Origin of the sequence: Streptomyces sp. NPDC090083, assembly GCF_044747445.1 — a bacterium.
Lineage (GTDB): Bacteria > Actinomycetota > Actinomycetes > Streptomycetales > Streptomycetaceae > Streptomyces.
This window is the reverse complement of sequence record NZ_JBIVED010000003.1, coordinates 892570-910153: the sequence shown is the minus strand read 5'-3', so window position 1 is coordinate 910153 and position 17584 is coordinate 892570. Positions and strand designations below refer to the sequence as shown.

Here is a 17584-nt window from a genome sequence, read left to right as displayed (position 1 = left end):
TCCGCCCCCGAACCCCCGGTCACCCCCGTCACCCCCGCACCGCCCGAGCCAGCCGCGTCCCCGCTGCCGCTCTCGGCCCGCTGTCCGCCGGTCGTCGTCGGGGGTGGACCGTGTTGGCCAGCAGCACCAGAAACGTGTCCGTGGCCGGGTCGAGCACCACCGACGTGCCCGTGAACCCGGTGTGGCCCACCGCGCCGCGTCCCGCCAGCTCCCCCATGAACCACGCCTGATCGACCCCGAAGCCGAGGCCCGGCGGGGTCAGCAGCAGCTCCACGTAGTCGGAGCCCAGGATGCGGGCGGGGCCGTAGGAGCCGCCGGCGAGCAGGGTGCGGCAGAAGACCGCCAGGTCCCGGGCGGTCGAGAACAGGCCCGCGTGGCCGGCCACCCCGCCCAGCGCCCAGGCGTTCTCGTCGTGGACGACGCCCCGGAGCATGCCGCGGTCGGCCTTGGCCCAGGGACGGCGTTCGTCCTCCGTGGCCGCCGCGCCGGGGCTGGGGCCGAAGTCCGTCGACCGCATCCCCAGCGGGCGGGTGATCCCGTCGTGGACGAGGACGTCGAGCGTGCGGCCGGTGATGCGTTCCAGGACGGACTGGAGCAGCAGGAGGTTCAGGTCCGAGTAGACGTACGCGCCCTGCTCGCCGACCGGCGCCTCCGTTCGGAGCATCGACAGGCGTTCGGCGTCGTCGGCGCAGTCGTAGAGCGGGAGTTCGGGGCGCAGTCCCGAGGTGTGGGTGAGGAGTTGGCGGACGGTGATGCCGTGGCGGGCCGCGGCCCGGAAGTCCGGGAGGTACGCGCCCACCCGCGCGTCCATGCCCAGCGTTCCCCGCTCGATCTGCTGCATCGCGGCGACCGCCGTGAAGAGCTTGGTCACCGATGCCAGGTCGAACGGGGTGTCCACCCGCGTCGGGACGCGGGACGCCGGTGGCAGTTCGACGCCCCGGTCGGTCTCGGGGTCGTAGGCGGAATACCGTACGGCCCAGCCCGCGGCCTCCTCCACCGCGATCACCGGGCCGCGGCCGGCGACCACGACGGCGCCCGCGGCCCAGGGATGCTCGCCGGTGGTGAGGTCGTGGACCTCCCGGACCAGGTGGCGGAGTTCCTCGGGGTCGAGGCCCGCCCGTTCCGGGGTGTCGTGGCGCAGTCTCGGGGCGCTCAGCTCCCCACTCCCTCCGCGGTCGTACGTGTGTTCCAGGGACGGCACATTCCCACGAAGCAGGCCACCGCCACCAGTCCGGCCACCAGTTGGACGACCGCCATGGGCACCGCGGTGTGCTCGCCCGCGATGCCCACCAGCGGAGACGCCACCGCGCCGATCAGGAAGGACGAGGTGCCGAGGAGGGCGGAGGCCGAACCCGCCGAGTGGCGGGTGCGCATCAGGGCGAGGGTCTGGGCGTTGGGCATCGTCACGCCCATCGCGGACATCAGGACGAACAGCGCGGTGGCGACCGGGATCAGGCCCACCTCGCCGAACGCTCCCGTCGCCATCAGCAGCAGCGCCGTCGAGGCCAGCACCACGACCGCCAGGCCCGCCGCCAGGACCTTGTCCATGGAGACCCGGCCCACCAGCAGCTTGCCGTTGATCTGGCCCACCGCGACCAGCCCGACCGAGTTGACGCCGAACAGCAGGCTGAAGGTCTGCGGGGAGGCGCCGTAGATCTCCTGGATGACGAACGGGGACGCCGAGATGTACGCGAAGAGCGCGGCGAAGGCGAAGCCGCCGGTGAGCATGTAGCCGGTGAAGGGGAGGTCCGTGAGGAGGGCGCGCATGGAGCGCAGGGCCTCCGCGGTGCCGCCCGCGTGGCGGTCGGCCGGGGCGAGGGTCTCGGGGAGGCGGCGCCAGACCAGTGCGGTGAGCAGGATGCCCACGACCGTGAGGAGGACGAACACGCCCCGCCAGTCCGTCACGCGGAGGATCTGTCCGCCGACCAGCGGCGCGACGATCGGTGCCACCCCCGAGACCAGCATCAGGGTCGAGAAGAAGCGGGCCATCGCCACACCGTCGTAGAGGTCGCGGACCACCGCCCTCGCGATCACTATGCCGGCCGCGCCCGCGAGGCCCTGCGCCAGTCTGAAGGCGATCAGGGACTCGACGTTCGGCGCGACGGCGCACAGGGCCGTCGCCACGACGTAGAGCGCCAGGCCGGTCAGCAGCGGGCGTCTGCGGCCCCACTTGTCGCTCATCGGGCCGACCGCCAGCTGGCCGAGGGCCATGCCCGCGAGGCAGGCGGTGAGCGTGAGCTGGACGGTCGCGGCGGGCGCGTGCAGGGAGCGGGTGACCTCCGGCAGCGAGGGGAGGTACATGTCCATCGCGAGCGGCGGGGTGGCGGTGAGGCCGCCGAGCACGAGCACGACGAGGAGTCCGGCGCGCCGGACCGCCCCGGGCGACGGCGCGGCGGACGGTACGACGGACGGTTCGGTGGACTGCGACACGCTCGGTGTCTGCGCCCCCTGCTCGGACATGTGCCCCTCCCTCTCCGGGTGATCCGCCACCTATGCTCTCAGCTCGTACAGGGTGCCGAGGGTCTGGTGAGCGAGGGTGGGACAGCGATGACGGAGCAGAAGGTGCGCTGGGGGGTCCTGGCGACCGGCGGGATCGCCGCCGCGTTCACGGCGGAGCTCGTCGATCTGCCGGACGCCGAGGTGGTCGCGGTGGCCTCCCGCACGGAGGCCTCGGCGAAGGCCTTCGCCGAGCGCTTCGGGATCGAGCGGGCCTACGGCGACTGGGACGCGCTGGCGAACGACGCGGACATCGATGTCGTCTACGTCGCCACCCCGCACGCGGCCCACCGCACGGCCGCCGGTCTCTGTCTGGAGGCCGGGCGCAACGTCCTGGTGGAGAAGGCCTTCACCCTGAACTCCCGCGAGGCCACCGAACTGGTCGCGCTGGCGGCCGGGCGCGGCAGCTTCCTGATGGAGGCCATGTGGATGTACTGCAATCCGCTGGTACGGCGGCTCAAGGCCCTCGTCGACGACGGGGCCATCGGTGAAGTCCGCACCGTCCAGGCCGACTTCGGGCTCGCGGGCCCCTTCCCGCCCGCGCACCGGCTGCGCGACCCGGCACAGGGCGGCGGCGCGCTCCTCGACCTCGGGGTGTATCCGGTGTCGTTCGCGCACCTGCTCCTCGGCGAGCCCGACGACATCAAGGCGTCGGCGGTGCTCTCCCCCGAGGGCGCGGACCTCCAGACGGCGGCCCTGTTCTCCTGGGACGGCGGCGCGCTGGCCGCGCTGCACTGCTCGATCGTCGGCGGTACAGGGACCTCGGCGTCGGTGACCGGCTCGCTGGGCCGGATCGACATCCCGGACGGCTTCTTCCACCCGGACCGGTTCGTGCTGCACCGGGACGGGCGCGACCCCGAGGAGTTCGTCCTCGACCCGGCGGACGGGCCCCGGAACACGCTGCGGCACGAGGCGTCCGAGGTGATGCGGGCGGTGCGGGCCGGGGAGACCGAGTCGCCGTGGGTGCCGCTGGAGGGCACGCTCGCGGTGATGCGGACGCTGGACGCGGTGCGGGAGCGGATCGGGGTGCGGTATCCGCAGGAGGGGTGACTCGTAGGCTGCGGCCCATGAACGCACAGCACTCATCGAAGATCGCCGTGGTGACCGGCGCCGGTTCCGGGATCGGCCGCTCGGTCGCCGTGGAACTCCTGCGCGCGGGCTGGTCGGTGGCGCTGGCCGGCCGCCGCTCCGGGACCCTGGAGGAGACGGCCGCGCTGGTGCCCGGGGGCGCCTCCCTCGTGGTGGCGACGGATGTGGCGCGGCCGGAGGACGTGGACGCGTTGTTCGACGCGACGGTGGAGCGGTTCGGGCGGGTGGACCTGCTGTTCAACAACGCGGGGACGTTCGGGCCGGGCGGGGTGCCGGTGGAGGAGCTGCCGTACGACGCGTGGCGGCATGTGGTGGACACCAACCTCAACGGGGCGTTCCTGTGCGCGCAGGCGGCGTACCGGCGGATGAAGGAGCAGGTGCCGCAGGGCGGGCGGATCATCAACAACGGGTCGGTCTCGGCCCATGCGCCCCGGCCGCATTCCGTGGCGTACACGGCGACCAAGCACGCGTTGACCGGGCTCACCAAGTCGCTGTCCCTGGACGGGCGGCCGTACTCGATCGCGGTCGGGCAGATCGACATCGGGAACGCGGCGACGGACATGACGGCGCGGATGGAGACCGGGGCGCTGCAGGCCAACGGGGTGGTCGCCCCGGAACCGGTGATGGATGTGGCCGATGTGGCGCGTACCGTACGGCACATGGCGGAGCTGCCGTTGGGGGCGAACGTGCAGTTCGCGACGGTGCTGGCGACCGCGATGCCGTATGTCGGGCGCGGCTAGGGCAAGTTGCACAACCGGAATTTGACCGTCCGCACCATTGCGGCCGGTTGCTGACTTATGCTCAACTCTCTCCATCAAAGCTTCACACTTGGAGCACAGGGCTTCCGCACCGCCGGAAGCCCGCGTTCCGTAAGCCACTCCGAGGGGGGAGAGGCGACAGTCGTTCCACGGCCCGGGTGGGGGTGGAGCCCGCGTGGGACCGCGGGCTGTGCACCGGACCGTGGAGCGGCTGTCGCGTCACATCAGCTCCCGTCGGGTTCCCCGGACCCGGCCGCCGCCACGGCCGCCCGACGGCGGCGCAGCGCGAACGCGCCGCCCGCGAGCACCGCGACCGCGCCCGCCGCACCGCCCAGCACCGGCCAGGGCGAGGCACCGTCCGACGCGGACGAGGCGGACCTCCCGGAGGCTCCCGGCGCCCCCTTGGCGCCCGACGGCACCGGGCTCGCGGTGGCACCGCCCTCGCTCAGCGGATCGACCAGCGTGCCCACGGCCTGGGCCGAACTCCCTGTGCCGAAGCCCCAGTCGAGCAGTGCCGCGGTCTCCTTGTAGACCTCGTTGCCGCCGTTCTTGGGGTGCATCACGGTGACCAGCAGGGTGCGGCCGTCGCGGGTGGCGGCGCCGGTGAAGGTGTTGCCCGCGTGGCTGGTGTAGCCGTTCTTCACGCCGATGATGCCCGGGTACGGGCGCAGGCCGTAGGCACCGCTGAGCAGGCGGTCGGTGTTCTGGATCTGGAAGGTCTTCTTGCCGCCGGCCGGGAAGTTCGCGACCCGGGTCGAGCAGTAGGAGCTGAAGTCGTCGTCGTGCAGCCCGTGCCGGGCGAAGAGCGTGAGGTCGTACGCCGACGAGACCTGCCCGGGGTGGTCGAAGCCGTCCGGGCTCACCACATGCGTGTCCAGGGCCTGGAGGTCCTTCGCCTTGGCCTGCATTTCGGCGACCGTCGCGGCGATCCCGCCGTTCATGTGGGACAGCACGTGCACGGCGTCGTTGCCGGAGCGCAGGAAGACGCCCTGCCACAGCTGGTGGACGGTGTACTGGATCCCGGGCTTCACCCCGACGAGGCTGGAGCCGGAGGGGACGTCGGCGAGGTCGGCGTCGGTCACCCGGTAGGTGCGGGTCCGCTCGAACTTGCCCAGCACGGTGTCGGCGAACAGCATCTTCAGCGTGGACGCGGGCGCGAGCCGCTGATGCGCGCGGTACGCGGCGAGCACCTCGCCGGTCTTGTGGTCGGCGATCAGCCAGGAGCGGGCGGTGAGCTTCTTGGGCAGGCCGGCCGCATCGCCCGCCTGGATCCCGTCCCGGCCCAGGCGCTCACCGCCTATCGCGGTCGCCGCGGACGCGGGGGTCGCCGCCGCCAGGGGAAGAACGGCGGCGGTCAGGCCGAGAGCGGCACGCCGGGTGAGCCGAGAGGAATCGCGCATCCCGGGACCGTACAAAACGGGGGTGCGGCGGTGCGCGGCGGGGTGGCCGCACCGGCATCGAAAAGGTGATCGACATCCCATGCCAGCAGGCCATTGAACAGGGGTTTCCTGGCAGGAAGCCCTCGGCAGCATAGGAATGAGCTGTCTGACTCAATTCTGATGTCGCGCCCTTTTTTCTCAGGCCTGACACATCCTTTACTCAGGTCGACTCAAAGGTTCCTCCATAGCTTGTGGCCGCGCCCACAGCGGGCGCCAAGAACCTTTGGGGAATGGGATGTTTGGCATCTATCTCAAGCGCGAGCTGGGCCGCCGCAAGAAGGCGGCCCTGGTCATCGCGATGGGTCTGGCGCTCGGTATCGCGCTGGTCATCACCGTCAACTCGGTGTCGGCCGGCATGAATCAGGCTCAGGACAAGGTCCTCAAGTCTCTCTACGGTCTCGGGACCGACATGACCGTGACCAAAGCACAGTCGGCTCCCAAGGCGGGCAGCTCGCAGGGGCCCAGCTTCAAGTTCGGCGCCACCTCCTCCAGCAGCAGCTCGCAGAGCTCGGACCGGGTGAACACGCAGGGCGGTCAGGCCCTCGCGTCCTCGCTGGTCACCAAGGTCGCCGGACAGAAGGGCGTGTCCAGCGCGGTCGGCGCGCTCACCCTGAACGTCACCAAGGTCGACGGCTCCTTCACCCAGGGCAAGGCCAAGTCGTCCACCACGTCGGGCAGTTCGGGCTCCTCGCAGCAGGGCGGCCCCGGCGGCGGCACGGGCAGCGGCGGCAGCGGCCAGCCGCAGGTCCAGGGCGGCGGCGCCAACTTCAACGTGAACTCGTACTCGGTCGCCGGCATCGACGTCACCAACCAGGCCCTGGGCCCGCTGTCCACCTCGAAGATCAGCACCGGCAAGACGTTCACGGCCACGCAGACCGACGCGAAGGTCGCGGTCGTCAGCGCGTCGTACGCCAAGTCGAAGAAGTACAAGGTCGGTTCGACCTTCAAGATCTCCGGCACCAAGTTCACCGTCATCGGCATCGCGACGCCCACCAGCAGCGAGTCCACGATCGACGTGTACCTGCCGCTGAAGCAGGCGCAGACGCTGGGCGACGCGAAGAACAAGGTCACCACGATCTACGTCAAGGCGACCGACTCGAAGCAGATCTCCGCCGTCAAGTCGACCATCCAGAAGAACATCTCGGGTACGACGGTCACCACCTCCGCCGACCTCGCGTCCACCGTGTCCGGCTCGCTGTCCACCGCCTCGAACCTGGCGTCCAGCGTCGGCAAGTGGCTGTCGATCGCGGTGCTGGTCGCCGCCTTCCTGGTGGCCGCGCTGCTCACCTCCTCCGCCGTGTCGCGCCGGGTGCGTGAGTTCGGCACGCTGAAGGCGCTCGGCTGGCCCAGCCGCAAGGTGACCCGGCAGGTCGTCGGCGAGTCCATGGTCAACGGTCTGATCGGCGGCGCCCTCGGTATCGCGCTGGGCCTCGCCGCGGCCTACGCGGTCACCGCGATCAGCCCCAAGCTGACCGCGCAGCTCGGCTCCACCGGCGGTGGCGGCGGCATGGGCGGCGGCCCCGGCGGCCAGGGCGGACCCGGCCGGCAGACCGCCTCCAACACCCTGGAGATCGCCCTGAACGCGCCGGTCTCGCTGACCACGATCGCCCTCGCGGTGGGCCTCGCCGTCACCGGCGGGCTGATCGCCGGCGCGATGGGCGGCTGGCGTGCCTCCCGGATGCGGCCCGCGGACGCGCTGCGCAGCGTCTCCTAGCCGCGGCCCCTGATCCGGGGCGCCGCCTCCACTCCCCCCGAGGGGCGGCGCCCCGACCCTCTTCCTCACCGACGTATCCGACGGAGATCCCATGTACAAGCTCACCGGCGTCACCAAGCGCTACACGCGGGGCAAGGAGACGGTCGAGGCGCTGCGGGGCGTCGACCTCACCATCGAGGACGGCGACCAGCTCGTCATCCAGGGCCCGACCGGCGGCGGCAAGTCGACGCTGCTGCAGATGATCGGCGGCCTCGACCGGCCCTCCGAGGGCAGTGTCGAGCTGGACGGCGTGAACCTGGCCGCCGTCAGCGAGGCCAAGCTGACCCGGCTGCGCGCCGAGAAGATCGGCATCATCTTCCAGTCGTTCAACCTCATCCCGACGCTCACCGCGCAGGAGAACGTCGAGACGGCCCTGGTCCCGCTCGGCGTCAAGCCCGCCGAGCGCCGCGAGCGGGCGGCGGAGGCGCTCGCGTCGGTGGGCCTCGGCGACCGGCTCCGGCACGCCCCCTCCGAGCTCTCCGGCGGCCAGCAGCAGCGCGTCGCGATCGCCCGCGCGCTGGTCAAGAAGCCGAAGGTGCTCCTCGCCGACGAGCCCACCGGCAACCTCGACGAGGGCACCCGCGACGACATCATGGGCCTGCTCGAAGGCCTCTGGCACGAGTACGGCCTGACGTTCGTCATGGTCACCCACGACTCGTCGATCGCCCGCCGCGCGCCGCGCCTCGCGACCATCAAGGCCGGCCGGATCACGCTGACCGAGCAGGGCCGGGGCGGCCGGTTCGCCGGGCAGCAGGAGTACGCGCAGCAGGGCAACCAGGGTCACTGAGCCGGAGCAGCCCCAACGGGGCCGTCCCGCCCGCCTGTCGGCCGCCGAAGGGGCCGTTCACCCACCGAGCACCTGGCCGGCCTCGGCCGACCGCCCGGGAGTGAGCGGCCCCTTCGTCCCGTCGTCGCCCCCGCGTTCCGCTCCGCCGGATCGCCGCCTCGGTCAGGCCTGGCCGGTCTCGAAGCGGGCGATCCTGCCGTCGTCGCCGACCGTGAAGCTCCACCGGGTGCGCATCTCGCCCCACGCGTCGTTCGAGTAGCGGGCGACGAGGGCCCGGCCGCCGTTCGACTCGCGGTCGACCTCCAGGTGGCCGTGCGAGGAGAAGATCTCCCGGTCGATCCACTCGGCGAGGTCACGGTCGGAGCCGTCGTCCGCCATCGTCGCGCCCGGTGCGAGCAGCGCCAGGAAGGCGTCCCGGTCATGGGCGTTGACGGCGCTGACGAACGCCCGCACGGCCGGATCGCTGAGCTTGGCTGTCTGAATCGTCATGCCGGTCAGACTCACACCGTTCCCCGGGCCCCGCCACCCGAACGGCCGCGCGAACCCGCCCGCCGCGCGCCCGGGGTGCGACGGTGGAGGGACCGTCCGCACCGTCCGTCCGGGGAGTCATCGTGACCTGCTACGACCGAAGCGATCTGGGCCTGCTGCTGCTCCGGCTGGGTACCGGCGGGGTGCTGGCCGCACACGGCGCGCAGAAGCTGTTCGGCTGGTTCGGCGGGGGCGGCATCGAGGGCACCGGCGCGGCCATGGAGGCGATGGGGTACTCCCCCGGCAGACAGAGCGCCGTCATGGCGGGCCTGTCCGAGGCGGGCGGCGGCGCGCTGCTCGCGCTGGGCCTCGCGACCCCGGCGGCGGGCGCCGCGGCGGCCGGCGCGATGGTGGGAGCGACCGCCGTGCACGCCCCGAACGGCTTCTTCGCGGCGGGCGGCGGCTACGAGTACGCGGCCTCCCTCGCCCTGACCGCGGCCGGCCTCGCGGTCACCGGACCGGGCCGGATCTCCCTGGACCACGCGCTCGGGCACGCGGTGAACCGGGGCTGGATGGTCCCGGCCGCGCTCGCGGTGACCGGCGCGGCGACGGCCGTGGTCGTCGGACTGCGGAACCGGCGGGTGCGGGAGGCGTCGGCGTCCGGGGAGTCCGGGCAGGAGACGTTGTTCGACGAGTAGGGCGGACGGGCCGGCCGGTGCTGGCAGGCTGGGCGCATGAGCGATCACGACGACCGGGCAGCCGACCTCTGGACCGGCATCGACGACCTGTGGACCTGGGTGGACCGCAACGACCCCCTCGACGGCCGGGAGGGCATGCTCGTGTGCATGCTGAAACTCTCCGAGGAGGTCGGCGAGGTGGCCCAGGCGGTGATCGGTGCGACCGGCCAGAACCCGCGCAAGGGCGTCACCCACACCTGGGAGGACGTGCAGGGCGAGCTGTGCGACGTGGTGATCACCGCGCTGGTGGCGCTGCGCACGCTGACCCCGGACACGCGGGAGGTGTTCACCCGTCACCTGGACCGGGTCATGGCACGCTCCCTCGGCCCGTCCGCAGCTGTTCACCCCCAGGACCCGCCCACACCCCGCGGAGTTGGTGAAGCCCGCTGAACCTTCTCGTCGACACCGAGCCGACGAAGGGGTCCCTGTGCAGCAGGACTACATTTTCTCGAACGGTCGCCGGGCGGTCGCCGTGGCGGGCACCTGTCTCGCCCTCACGGCCCTGGGACTGAACCTGGGCCTGAACAGCCAGGCGCACGCGGCGAGTTACGGCACACCGACCATCTCCCTCTCGGCCGGCTACCTGTCGGGCGCGGTGGGCGCGACCGGTGACCCGACCGTCCAGGTGACGGTCGCGCAGAGCGGCGCGGACGCCGGCGCGCTGACGGTCGCGGCGAGCAAGAGCAGCAAGACGTCCGTGGCGCCGACGAGCGCGGTGACCGTCACCGGCACCGGCGCCACCCGCCGGCTCGCCGTCGCGGCAGCCGCGCAGGGCTACACCGACCTGACCGTGAAGGTCACCGGCCTCGGCGGCAAGACCGCCACGAAGACCCTGCACTACGCGGCCTCGGCGGCGGTCCAACTGCCTGCCGACACCCGCTACTTCACCGGCTCCAGCGACGCCTCCGCCGCCGTGGACGTGGGCGGCGGCTATGTCGTCGTGGCCGACGACGAGTCCAACGTGCTGCGTCTGTACGACCGTTCGGCGTCCGGCGCGCCCGTGAGGACGTGGGACTTCAGCGACGACATCGACGTGTCCAAGGAGATCGACATCGAGGGCGCGGCCCGCGTCGGCGACACGATCTACTGGACCGGCTCGCTGGGCAACAACAAGGACGGCGAGTACAAGTCGGCCCGCAACACGGTCTTCACCACCAAGGTGACCGGCACCGGCGCCGGCACCTCGCTGTCCTACGGCAGTTCGTACGGCAAGCTGCGCGACAACCTGGTGGCGTGGGACAAGGCGAACGGCAACCGGTACGGCTTCGCGGCGGGCACGGCCGACGGCCAGATCCCCAAGGAGATCAACGGGTTCAACGTGGAGGGGCTGGAGTTCGCGCCCGGCTCGACGACCACCGCGTACCTCGGTTTCCGCGCACCGCTCGCCCCGGCGGTCAAGGGCGGCAAGGCGCTGCTGGTGCCGGTCACCAACATCGACAAGGTGGTCGCCGACGGCACCGCCGCGGCCTTCGGCACGCCGATCGAGCTGGACCTCGGCGGGCTCTCGGTGCGGGACATCCGCAAGAACGCGGCGAACCAGTACCTGATCGTCGCCGGTTCCTGGGCCGCCGACGACAACTCCGACCCGTACGCCCTCTACTCCTGGACCGGCAGCGCGGCCGACAAGCCGGTCAAGCTGCGCGACCTGCCGACCACGGACCCGGGCGCCTGGGAGGCCGTCGTCGACGTACCGGACCTGACGGTCCCGGGGGCCCGCGCCCAGCTGATCACCGACGACGGCGCGGCCGACCTGTACGGCGACGGCACCGAGGCGAAGGACCTCTCGCACCCGGAGTGGCAGAAGTCGCGCGCGACCTGGTTCACGGTCACCGGCTGACGGGCGGCGCGCGCCCCGCCGGGAGGCCGGGCGCGCGTCACCCTGGCACCCTGGTCCCCGACAACACCGTCGAGGACGAAAGCCGAGACATGACCACCGAGAAGCTGACCGTAGGCGTCCTGGGCACCGGCATCATGGGCGCCGCGATGGCCCGCAACCTCGCCCGCGCGGGACACACCGTCCGGGCCTGGAACCGGACCCGCGCCAAGGCCGACCCGCTGTCCGCCGACGGCGCGCACGTCACCGACACGATCGCGGACGCCGTGCGCGACGCGGACGTCGTCCTCACGATGCTCTACGACGGCGACACCGTCCTCGACGTCGTCCGCGAGGCCGCACCGGCGCTGCGCCCCGGCGCCACGTGGGTCCAGTCGACGACGTCGAGCCTCGAATCGGTGGGCGAGCTGGCCGCGTTCGCGGCCCGGCACGAACTCGTCTTCTACGACGCTCCCGTCCTCGGCACCCGCCAGCCCGCCGAGGCCGGTCAGCTCACCGTCCTGGCGGCGGGTCCCGAGTCCGGCCGCGAGAGGGTGACGCCGGTCTTCGACGCGGTCGGCGTCCGCACCCTGTGGGTGGGCGAGGACGGCGCGGCGGCGACGGCGACCCGGCTGAAGCTGGTCGCCAACAGCTGGGTGCTGGCGGTGACGAACGCGGCGGGCGAGGCGCTGGCCCTGTCCAAGGGCCTGGACGTGAACCCGCAGGACTTCTTCGACCTCATCGCGGGCGGCCCGCTCGACATGGGCTATCTGCACGCCAAGGCGGCCGCGATCCTCGACGACCGGCTGACACCGGCGAGTTTCGCGGTCACCACGGCGGAGAAGGACGCCCGGCTGATCGTGGGCGCGGGCGCGGCGAACGGCGTGCGGCTGGACGTCGCGGCGGCCGGGGCGGAGCGGTTCGCGCGGGCGGCGGCGCAGGGCCACGGCGACGAGGACATGGCGGCGGCCTATTTCGCCAGCTTCGACTGAGCGTCACCGTTGCGTCACAGATGGTGCACGGGCGGAACTCCTGGCGCGGGCGGACCTGTCTCCCCCCGCGAGCGCCGGCGAAGTCCGGCCCGTGCACAGCCGGTTCGGGGGACGTCATGCAGAAGAGCAGCATCCGCAGGAGCGTGTGGGCCGTGGCCGCGGTGTCGGTGGCGGCGGTGGTGACCGGGTGTCAGCCGGGCGACACCCCGGCGGACGGGGCCGACGGTTCGTCGAGCACGCCGACCGCGACCGCTTCCTCCCCCGGCTCGTCCGGGTCATCGGGGTCGGCCGGGTCCACCGGCACGGCGGCGAAGGCCTGTACGGCGGGCTCCCTGAAGGCGAGTGCCTACCAGGCCGCCGACCGCCCGGCCGGTACCGGGACCGGGGCGGCGATCGTGCGGTTCACCAACGCGGGCGCCACCTCCTGCGTCCTCCAGGGGCATCCCACGGTCGCCGGCGCCGCGAACGGCTCCCCGGAACTCAACGTCCCGCTGACCGTCACCCCCGTCGGCCCCGCCGCCCCCGTGCGGCTCGCCCCCGGCGCGCAGGCCTGGCTGAAGCTGACCTTCGTGCAGGTGCAGGGCGAGGGCGACGGCTTCTGCGAGTCGGGGTCGGCGCCCGTCCTCTACCCGACGATGGTGATCGGCCTGCCGCACTCCGGGGCCCACCAAGTCGTCCTGGACGACGGACAGTTCGCGGAGTGCGACGGCACGCTGACCGCGACGGCCGTATCGGCGGCGAAGCCCTCCTGACCGTACGGCTAGCCCGGCCAGCGGTCGCCCGACGCCTCCACCGCCAGCCCCCGCATGACGTGTTCGAGCAGGGCCAGCAGCACCGTCTTCACCGACTCCTTGTCGCGGGCGTCGCACAGCACGAGCGGGATGTCGGGGGCGAGGTCGAGGGCGGCGCGGATCTCCTCGGGGTCCTCGTCGCACCGGCCGTCGAAGCAGTTGACGCCGACGGCGAAGGGGATGCCCCGGTGCTCGAAGAAGTCGACGGACGGGAAGCAGCTCTCCAGCCGCCGGGTGTCCGCGAGGACGACCGCGCCGAGCGCGCCGCGCGACAGGTCGTCCCACATGAACCAGAACCGGTCCTGCCCCGGCGCCCCGAAGAGATAGACCACGAGGGCCTGACTGAGCGTGATCCGGCCGAAGTCCATGGCGACCGTCGTGGTGGTCTTGCGTTCCACCCCGGCGAGGCTGTCGACGCCGACGCTGGCCTCGGTGATGAGTTCCTCGGTCCGCAGCGGCGCGGTCTCGCTGATCGCGCCGACGAGGGTGGTCTTGCCGACGCCGAAGCCGCCCGCGACCAGGATCTTGGCGGTGGCGGCGTCGGGCGCGACGGCGGTGACCCGGGGGCGGGCCGTGCGGCGGTCAGATTCTGCGAATGCCATCGATCACTGCCTGGAGGAAACGGGCGTCGGGGATACCGGCCGCGGTGGGCGGGGAGACGGAGACGAGGTCGTTGTCCAGCAGGTCATCGAGGAGGACCCGGATGACCGCGACGGGCAGATCGAGGCGGGCGGCGACCTCCACCAGCGCGGTCGGGGTACGGCAGAGCGCCAGCAGCCGGTTCTGCTCGGGCTGGAGACGCTGGTCGCGGGTGGGCGGCCGGACGGTGCTGATCAGGGTGATCAGTTCGACGCCGGGGCGCGCGGACGGGGTCCGGCCGCCGGTCACCGTGTAGGGGCGGACGAGCAGCGCGGGGTCTTCGTCCTCCCACGGGTCTTCCTCCGACCAATGTCTCATTCATGCTCACCCGCGAAGGGCGCTCCGCTGTACTCCGGGAACCGCGGGGGCGCGCTGAGGAACTGTCCCACCTGCCGTACGACCATGGTCATCTCGTAGCCGACGGTGCCGACGTCCACCTGCGAGGTCGCGAGCACGGCGAGCCGGGCGCCGCCGCCCGCGGTGGTGACGAAGAGGAAGAGGTCGTCCATCTCGATGACGGTCTGCTGCACCCGCCCGCCGCCGAAGTGCCGGCTGGTGCCCAGCGCGAGCGAGTGGACTCCCGAGGAGATCGCGGCGAGTTGCTCGGCGTCGTCCCGGGCGAGCCGTTCGGAGGCGCCGACGAGGAGACCGTCCTCGGACAGCACGATGGCGTGCAGGGTCTCCGGGATCCGCTCGATCAGGTTGTCCAGCAGCCAGGCCAGTCCGCCGTGCGTGGTGTTGGGCGCGGTCATGGGGTGTTCCTTGTCGGACGGGGACGGGTGGGCAACTGACGCCGGTCGGACGGGTCCGTGTTCCGGTCGGCTACGGGGGCTTCGTCTCGGGGCGACCCGGACCAGGGGGCCTTCTCCTGCGGTGCCGTGGACCAGGGGACGTCCCGCCGACGGGCGTCTCCCCGTGCCGCCGACGGCCAGGCGGGCAGCGGCACGTCCTCCTGCGCGCGGGCCCGCCGGGTGCCGTCCCGCAGCGCGGCCAGCATCGACCGGGCCTGCTCCGGCCGCCGGTCGGCCTCCCGCCCCGCCCCGTACTCCCCGTCCGCGTCCTCCGCCCGGTCCCGCAGCTGCGGCGCGAGATGGGCCTGCCGAACGCGCCGGGGCAGCCGGCCGGAACCGGGGGCGGCGGGTGCCGGATGGGCGGACGTGGTGGGCCGGGCCGGTGCGCCGGCCTGGTTGGACGTGGCGGGCCGGGTGGGCGTGTCGCCCTGCGCGGGTGTGTTCGCCCGGGTGGACGACGCCGTGCGGGTGCGGGTGCGCATCGGCATGCCCGCGGCCGTCACCCTGCCGCGTCCGATTCCGGCGACCGGACCGGTGGGAGAGCCCGCGACCGGACCGGCCGCCGTCCCCGCCGCCGTCCCGCCCGTCGCCGCCTCCGCGACCGACGCCAGGTGGCGTTCCCCCCGTACGTCCAGGGGCGGCGGTGCCAGGTCCGCCGCCGGCTCGGTCAGGGTGTGCGGGAGGACGACGACGGCCAGCGAACCGCCGTACGACGAGGCCTGGAGGCTCGCGGTGATGCCGTGGCGCTGGGCGAGGTGGCCGACGGTGAAGAGGCCGAGGCGCGGGTCCTCGCCGAGGGTGGTGAAGCTGAAGTCCTTGGGGTGGTGCAGGAGTTCGTTGGCCGCCGCGTACTCCTCGGCCGAGAGTCCGAGCCCCCGGTCCTCGACCTCGACGGCGTACCCCTGCGCCACCGGCAGGGCCCGTACCCGCACTTCGGTGTGCGGGGGCGAGAACGTCACGCCGTTCTCGATCAGTTCGGCCATGAGGTGGATCGTGTCGCCGACGGCGGGGCCCAGCACCGCGACGGGCGGCAGGGGTTCGACCACGACCCGGGTGTAGCCCTCGATCTCGGACACCGCGCTGCGCAGCAGATCCGCGAGCGGCACCGCCTGCTTCCAGCGCCGCCGGGGCGCCGCGCCGGACAGCACGGTCAGGCTCTCCGCGTTGCGCCGCATCCGGGTGGCGAGGTGGTCGACCCGGTAGAGGTCGGCGAGGAGCTGGGGGTCCTGCTCCTTGCGTTCCATGGAGTCGATCACCGTGAGCTGCCGGTGCACGAGGAGCTGGATACGGCGCGACATGTTGTGGAACACCAGCCGCGCCCCCTCCCGCAGCGCGGCCTGCTCCAGCGCGACGCCGACCGCGGTCCGCTGGGCGGTGTTGAAGGCATCGGCGACCTTGCCCAACTCGTCGCTGCCGTAGTCGAGTTCGGGCAGGTCGCCGGCGTCGGCCCGTTTCCCGTCGGTGCGCAGCCGGGCGATCAGCTCCGGGAGCCGTTCCTCGGCGAGTTCGAGCGTCTCCGTACGCAGCCCGGACATGCGGCCGATGAGGGAGCGGGCGATGCGCCAGGACAGCAGGCCCACGGCGAGGACGGCCACCAGCGCGAGCGCGCTGCCGAGCAGTGCCTTGACGAGCACCTGGTGGGTGCGGTCGGCGGAGTCCTGGGTGACCTTGCCCAGGAACTGCCCCTCCACGGCCTGCACCGCGCCGGACACCCGCCCGGGGGCGGCGGCGCGGGCGGCCGGGACGGAGGGGACGGAGATCGTGCCGTCGTGTCCGGCGGACGCCCCGGCGACGGTCTTCTCGAAGGCGGTCATGGCGGCCCAGTCCTGCCCGCCCATGGCGCTGCCCAGCTCGGCACCGAGCTTCGCCGGCAGATACGGCTCGACCTCGTTGGACAGCACGGAGACCCGCACGGCCTGGGCCGCGCCCAGCGCCGACCGCTCCTGGACGCTCAACTTCCCTGATCCGGCGACCCCGTTGAGGATCGCCTCCTCCTGCGAGAGCGCCTCCGTGCCGCGCAGGAACGCCAGTGCGTGACCGGCGTCCGCCGCGGTGGGGGCGTCACCGCTGTCGGTGCTGAGCATCCCGAAGAGGTTCAGCACCGAGGACACGGCGTCGGAGTAGACGGCGTAGGCCTGCTGCCGGTCGGTCGTGCCGCCGTCGACGGCGGTGCGTTCGGCGGTCAGCCCGGCGAGCCGTTTCCGTACGGTGGCCAACTGGGCCCGGTACTGGGCCGATCCGACCTTCCCGGACGCGGCGTCCACCGTGCGGAACCCGGCGATGACGGCATCCGTCCGGCGCCGCTGTGCCGTCAGCGCCGCGGAACCGCGGTGCGACGAGGCCAGTACCCCGACCGTCAGCAGCCGTTCCTTCTGGAACTCGCCGACCGCGGGCACCAGGGCGTAGGTGGTCTTCGCCGGCTGTCCCTCCTGGCCGGCCTTGTGCCACTGGTCGAAGAGCGCGTAGGAACCACTGACCCAGAGCAGCACCAGCGCCATCGCCGGCACCACCGCGAGCGTGATGAGCGAGGTCCGGATACTGCGTCCCCGCCCGTTCTTCGCTCCCGCGTCGGCCGGTGCGGCCGTACCCCGGTGCCGGCTCACCTCGTCCACCGGCTTGCGGCGGCACGGCAGAGAGGCGGGGTTGCGGTGAGGAACTGCGACACCGGCGCTTTCCTTTCCGGGGTGGCGCACGACGTGCCGAACGAGTCGGCAGACACGTCAACACGCCTGCACACATTGGGGAGTTGACGGCGCGACACGCCAGGAACACCAAGGACACCCTGCGGATTTCACGATGGGCGCCCATGCCCCCCGCGCAGTTGGTTAGGTATGAAACTCAGCCATCCCACCCGGGTCAAGAGACCCCACAAACCCACCGGAGACACGGGTTTGGACCACTCGGCACACTATGCGCGTAGACGATTCGGAATCCGTCACCTCCAACTCCGCGGCCACGAAGACGTTTTGGCTGACTACAGAAGGTGAGGTGCGGGGCAGGGGGTGGCGCGGGGGGCTCCCGGGGCGGTGGG

The 17584-nt window shown here is 72.5% G+C and carries 17 protein-coding genes; 9 read left to right on the top strand and 8 right to left on the bottom strand.

Going from position 1 to position 17584, the window contains the following annotated elements:
• Positions 1-28 precede the first annotated feature (28 nt).
• Together ACIPTO_RS15095 and ACIPTO_RS15090 are read right to left on the bottom strand one after the other, a co-directional pair.
• A complete protein-coding gene (locus ACIPTO_RS15095) occupies positions 29-1201 on the bottom strand; it encodes a serine hydrolase domain-containing protein (protein WP_401191912.1) in 1173 nt (390 codons plus the stop codon).
• Positions 1153-2460: a multidrug effflux MFS transporter gene (locus tag ACIPTO_RS15090; RefSeq protein ID WP_401191910.1), complete on the bottom strand. Its 1308-nt coding sequence runs from the start codon at positions 2458-2460 to the stop codon at positions 1153-1155. Before ACIPTO_RS15090 ends, ACIPTO_RS15095 begins: the two co-directional genes overlap by 49 nt.
• A gap of 87 nt (positions 2461-2547) precedes the next feature.
• Here ACIPTO_RS15090 and ACIPTO_RS15085 point away from each other — a divergent pair, with 87 nt between their 5' ends.
• Both ACIPTO_RS15085 and ACIPTO_RS15080 read left to right on the top strand, forming a co-directional pair.
• Positions 2548-3546 carry a Gfo/Idh/MocA family protein gene (locus ACIPTO_RS15085; protein ID WP_401191908.1) on the top strand — a complete coding sequence of 333 codons (999 nt, stop codon included), beginning with the start codon at positions 2548-2550 and terminating at the stop codon, positions 3544-3546.
• Between the two features lie 17 nt (positions 3547-3563).
• Positions 3564-4325 carry an SDR family oxidoreductase gene (locus ACIPTO_RS15080; protein WP_366314212.1) on the top strand — a complete coding sequence of 254 codons (762 nt, stop codon included), beginning with the start codon at positions 3564-3566 and terminating at the stop codon, positions 4323-4325.
• A 242-nt stretch (positions 4326-4567) separates the two neighbouring features.
• Here ACIPTO_RS15080 and ACIPTO_RS15075 read toward each other — a convergent pair whose 3' ends face one another.
• Complete coding sequence (locus ACIPTO_RS15075; RefSeq protein WP_401191905.1) at positions 4568-5743, bottom strand: D-alanyl-D-alanine carboxypeptidase family protein; 1176 nt, start codon at positions 5741-5743, stop codon at positions 4568-4570.
• 274 nt (positions 5744-6017) lie between these two features.
• Between ACIPTO_RS15075 and ACIPTO_RS15070 the strand changes: the two genes are divergently transcribed.
• Entirely contained in the window at positions 6018-7496 is a 1479-nt protein-coding gene (locus ACIPTO_RS15070; protein ID WP_401191903.1) for an ABC transporter permease, read from the top strand.
• A 91-nt stretch (positions 7497-7587) separates the two neighbouring features.
• Positions 7588-8322 (top strand): ABC transporter ATP-binding protein, encoded by a 735-nt coding sequence (locus tag ACIPTO_RS15065; RefSeq protein WP_366314206.1) that lies wholly within the window; start codon positions 7588-7590, stop codon positions 8320-8322.
• A 162-nt stretch (positions 8323-8484) separates the two neighbouring features.
• Here ACIPTO_RS15065 and ACIPTO_RS15060 read toward each other — a convergent pair whose 3' ends face one another.
• The gene (locus ACIPTO_RS15060) at positions 8485-8811 is read right to left on the bottom strand and encodes a nuclear transport factor 2 family protein (RefSeq protein ID WP_366314204.1); all 327 of its coding nucleotides are present in this window, start codon (positions 8809-8811) and stop codon (positions 8485-8487) included.
• Between the two features lie 122 nt (positions 8812-8933).
• Between ACIPTO_RS15060 and ACIPTO_RS15055 the strand changes: the two genes are divergently transcribed.
• From ACIPTO_RS15055 to ACIPTO_RS15035, 5 genes are all read left to right on the top strand, one after another.
• Entirely contained in the window at positions 8934-9488 is a 555-nt protein-coding gene (locus ACIPTO_RS15055) for a DoxX family protein (RefSeq protein ID WP_401191899.1), read from the top strand.
• Between the two features lie 36 nt (positions 9489-9524).
• Positions 9525-9917, top strand: a complete 393-nt coding sequence (locus tag ACIPTO_RS15050; protein ID WP_401191897.1) for a MazG-like family protein — start codon at positions 9525-9527, stop codon at positions 9915-9917.
• A gap of 37 nt (positions 9918-9954) precedes the next feature.
• A complete protein-coding gene (locus tag ACIPTO_RS15045; RefSeq protein WP_401191895.1) occupies positions 9955-11364 on the top strand; it encodes a DUF3616 domain-containing protein in 1410 nt (469 codons plus the stop codon).
• A gap of 89 nt (positions 11365-11453) precedes the next feature.
• Positions 11454-12332 carry an NAD(P)-dependent oxidoreductase gene (locus ACIPTO_RS15040; RefSeq protein ID WP_401191894.1) on the top strand — a complete coding sequence of 293 codons (879 nt, stop codon included), beginning with the start codon at positions 11454-11456 and terminating at the stop codon, positions 12330-12332.
• A gap of 116 nt (positions 12333-12448) precedes the next feature.
• Positions 12449-13084: a DUF4232 domain-containing protein gene (locus ACIPTO_RS15035; RefSeq protein WP_401191892.1), complete on the top strand. Its 636-nt coding sequence runs from the start codon at positions 12449-12451 to the stop codon at positions 13082-13084.
• An 8-nt stretch (positions 13085-13092) separates the two neighbouring features.
• Here ACIPTO_RS15035 and ACIPTO_RS15030 read toward each other — a convergent pair whose 3' ends face one another.
• Genes ACIPTO_RS15030 through ACIPTO_RS15015 form a run of 4 tightly spaced genes read right to left on the bottom strand, consistent with a single transcriptional unit; the run spans position 13093 to position 17156 of the window.
• A complete protein-coding gene (locus tag ACIPTO_RS15030; protein WP_401191891.1) occupies positions 13093-13725 on the bottom strand; it encodes a GTP-binding protein in 633 nt (210 codons plus the stop codon).
• Entirely contained in the window at positions 13706-14080 is a 375-nt protein-coding gene (locus ACIPTO_RS15025; protein WP_366314193.1) for a DUF742 domain-containing protein, read from the bottom strand. Before ACIPTO_RS15025 ends, ACIPTO_RS15030 begins: the two co-directional genes overlap by 20 nt.
• Positions 14077-14514: a roadblock/LC7 domain-containing protein gene (locus ACIPTO_RS15020; RefSeq protein WP_366314191.1), complete on the bottom strand. Its 438-nt coding sequence runs from the start codon at positions 14512-14514 to the stop codon at positions 14077-14079. The genes ACIPTO_RS15025 and ACIPTO_RS15020 overlap by 4 nt, the downstream gene beginning before the upstream one ends.
• A complete protein-coding gene (locus tag ACIPTO_RS15015; protein WP_401191888.1) occupies positions 14511-17156 on the bottom strand; it encodes a nitrate- and nitrite sensing domain-containing protein in 2646 nt (881 codons plus the stop codon). Before ACIPTO_RS15015 ends, ACIPTO_RS15020 begins: the two co-directional genes overlap by 4 nt.
• Positions 17157-17584 lie beyond the last annotated feature (428 nt).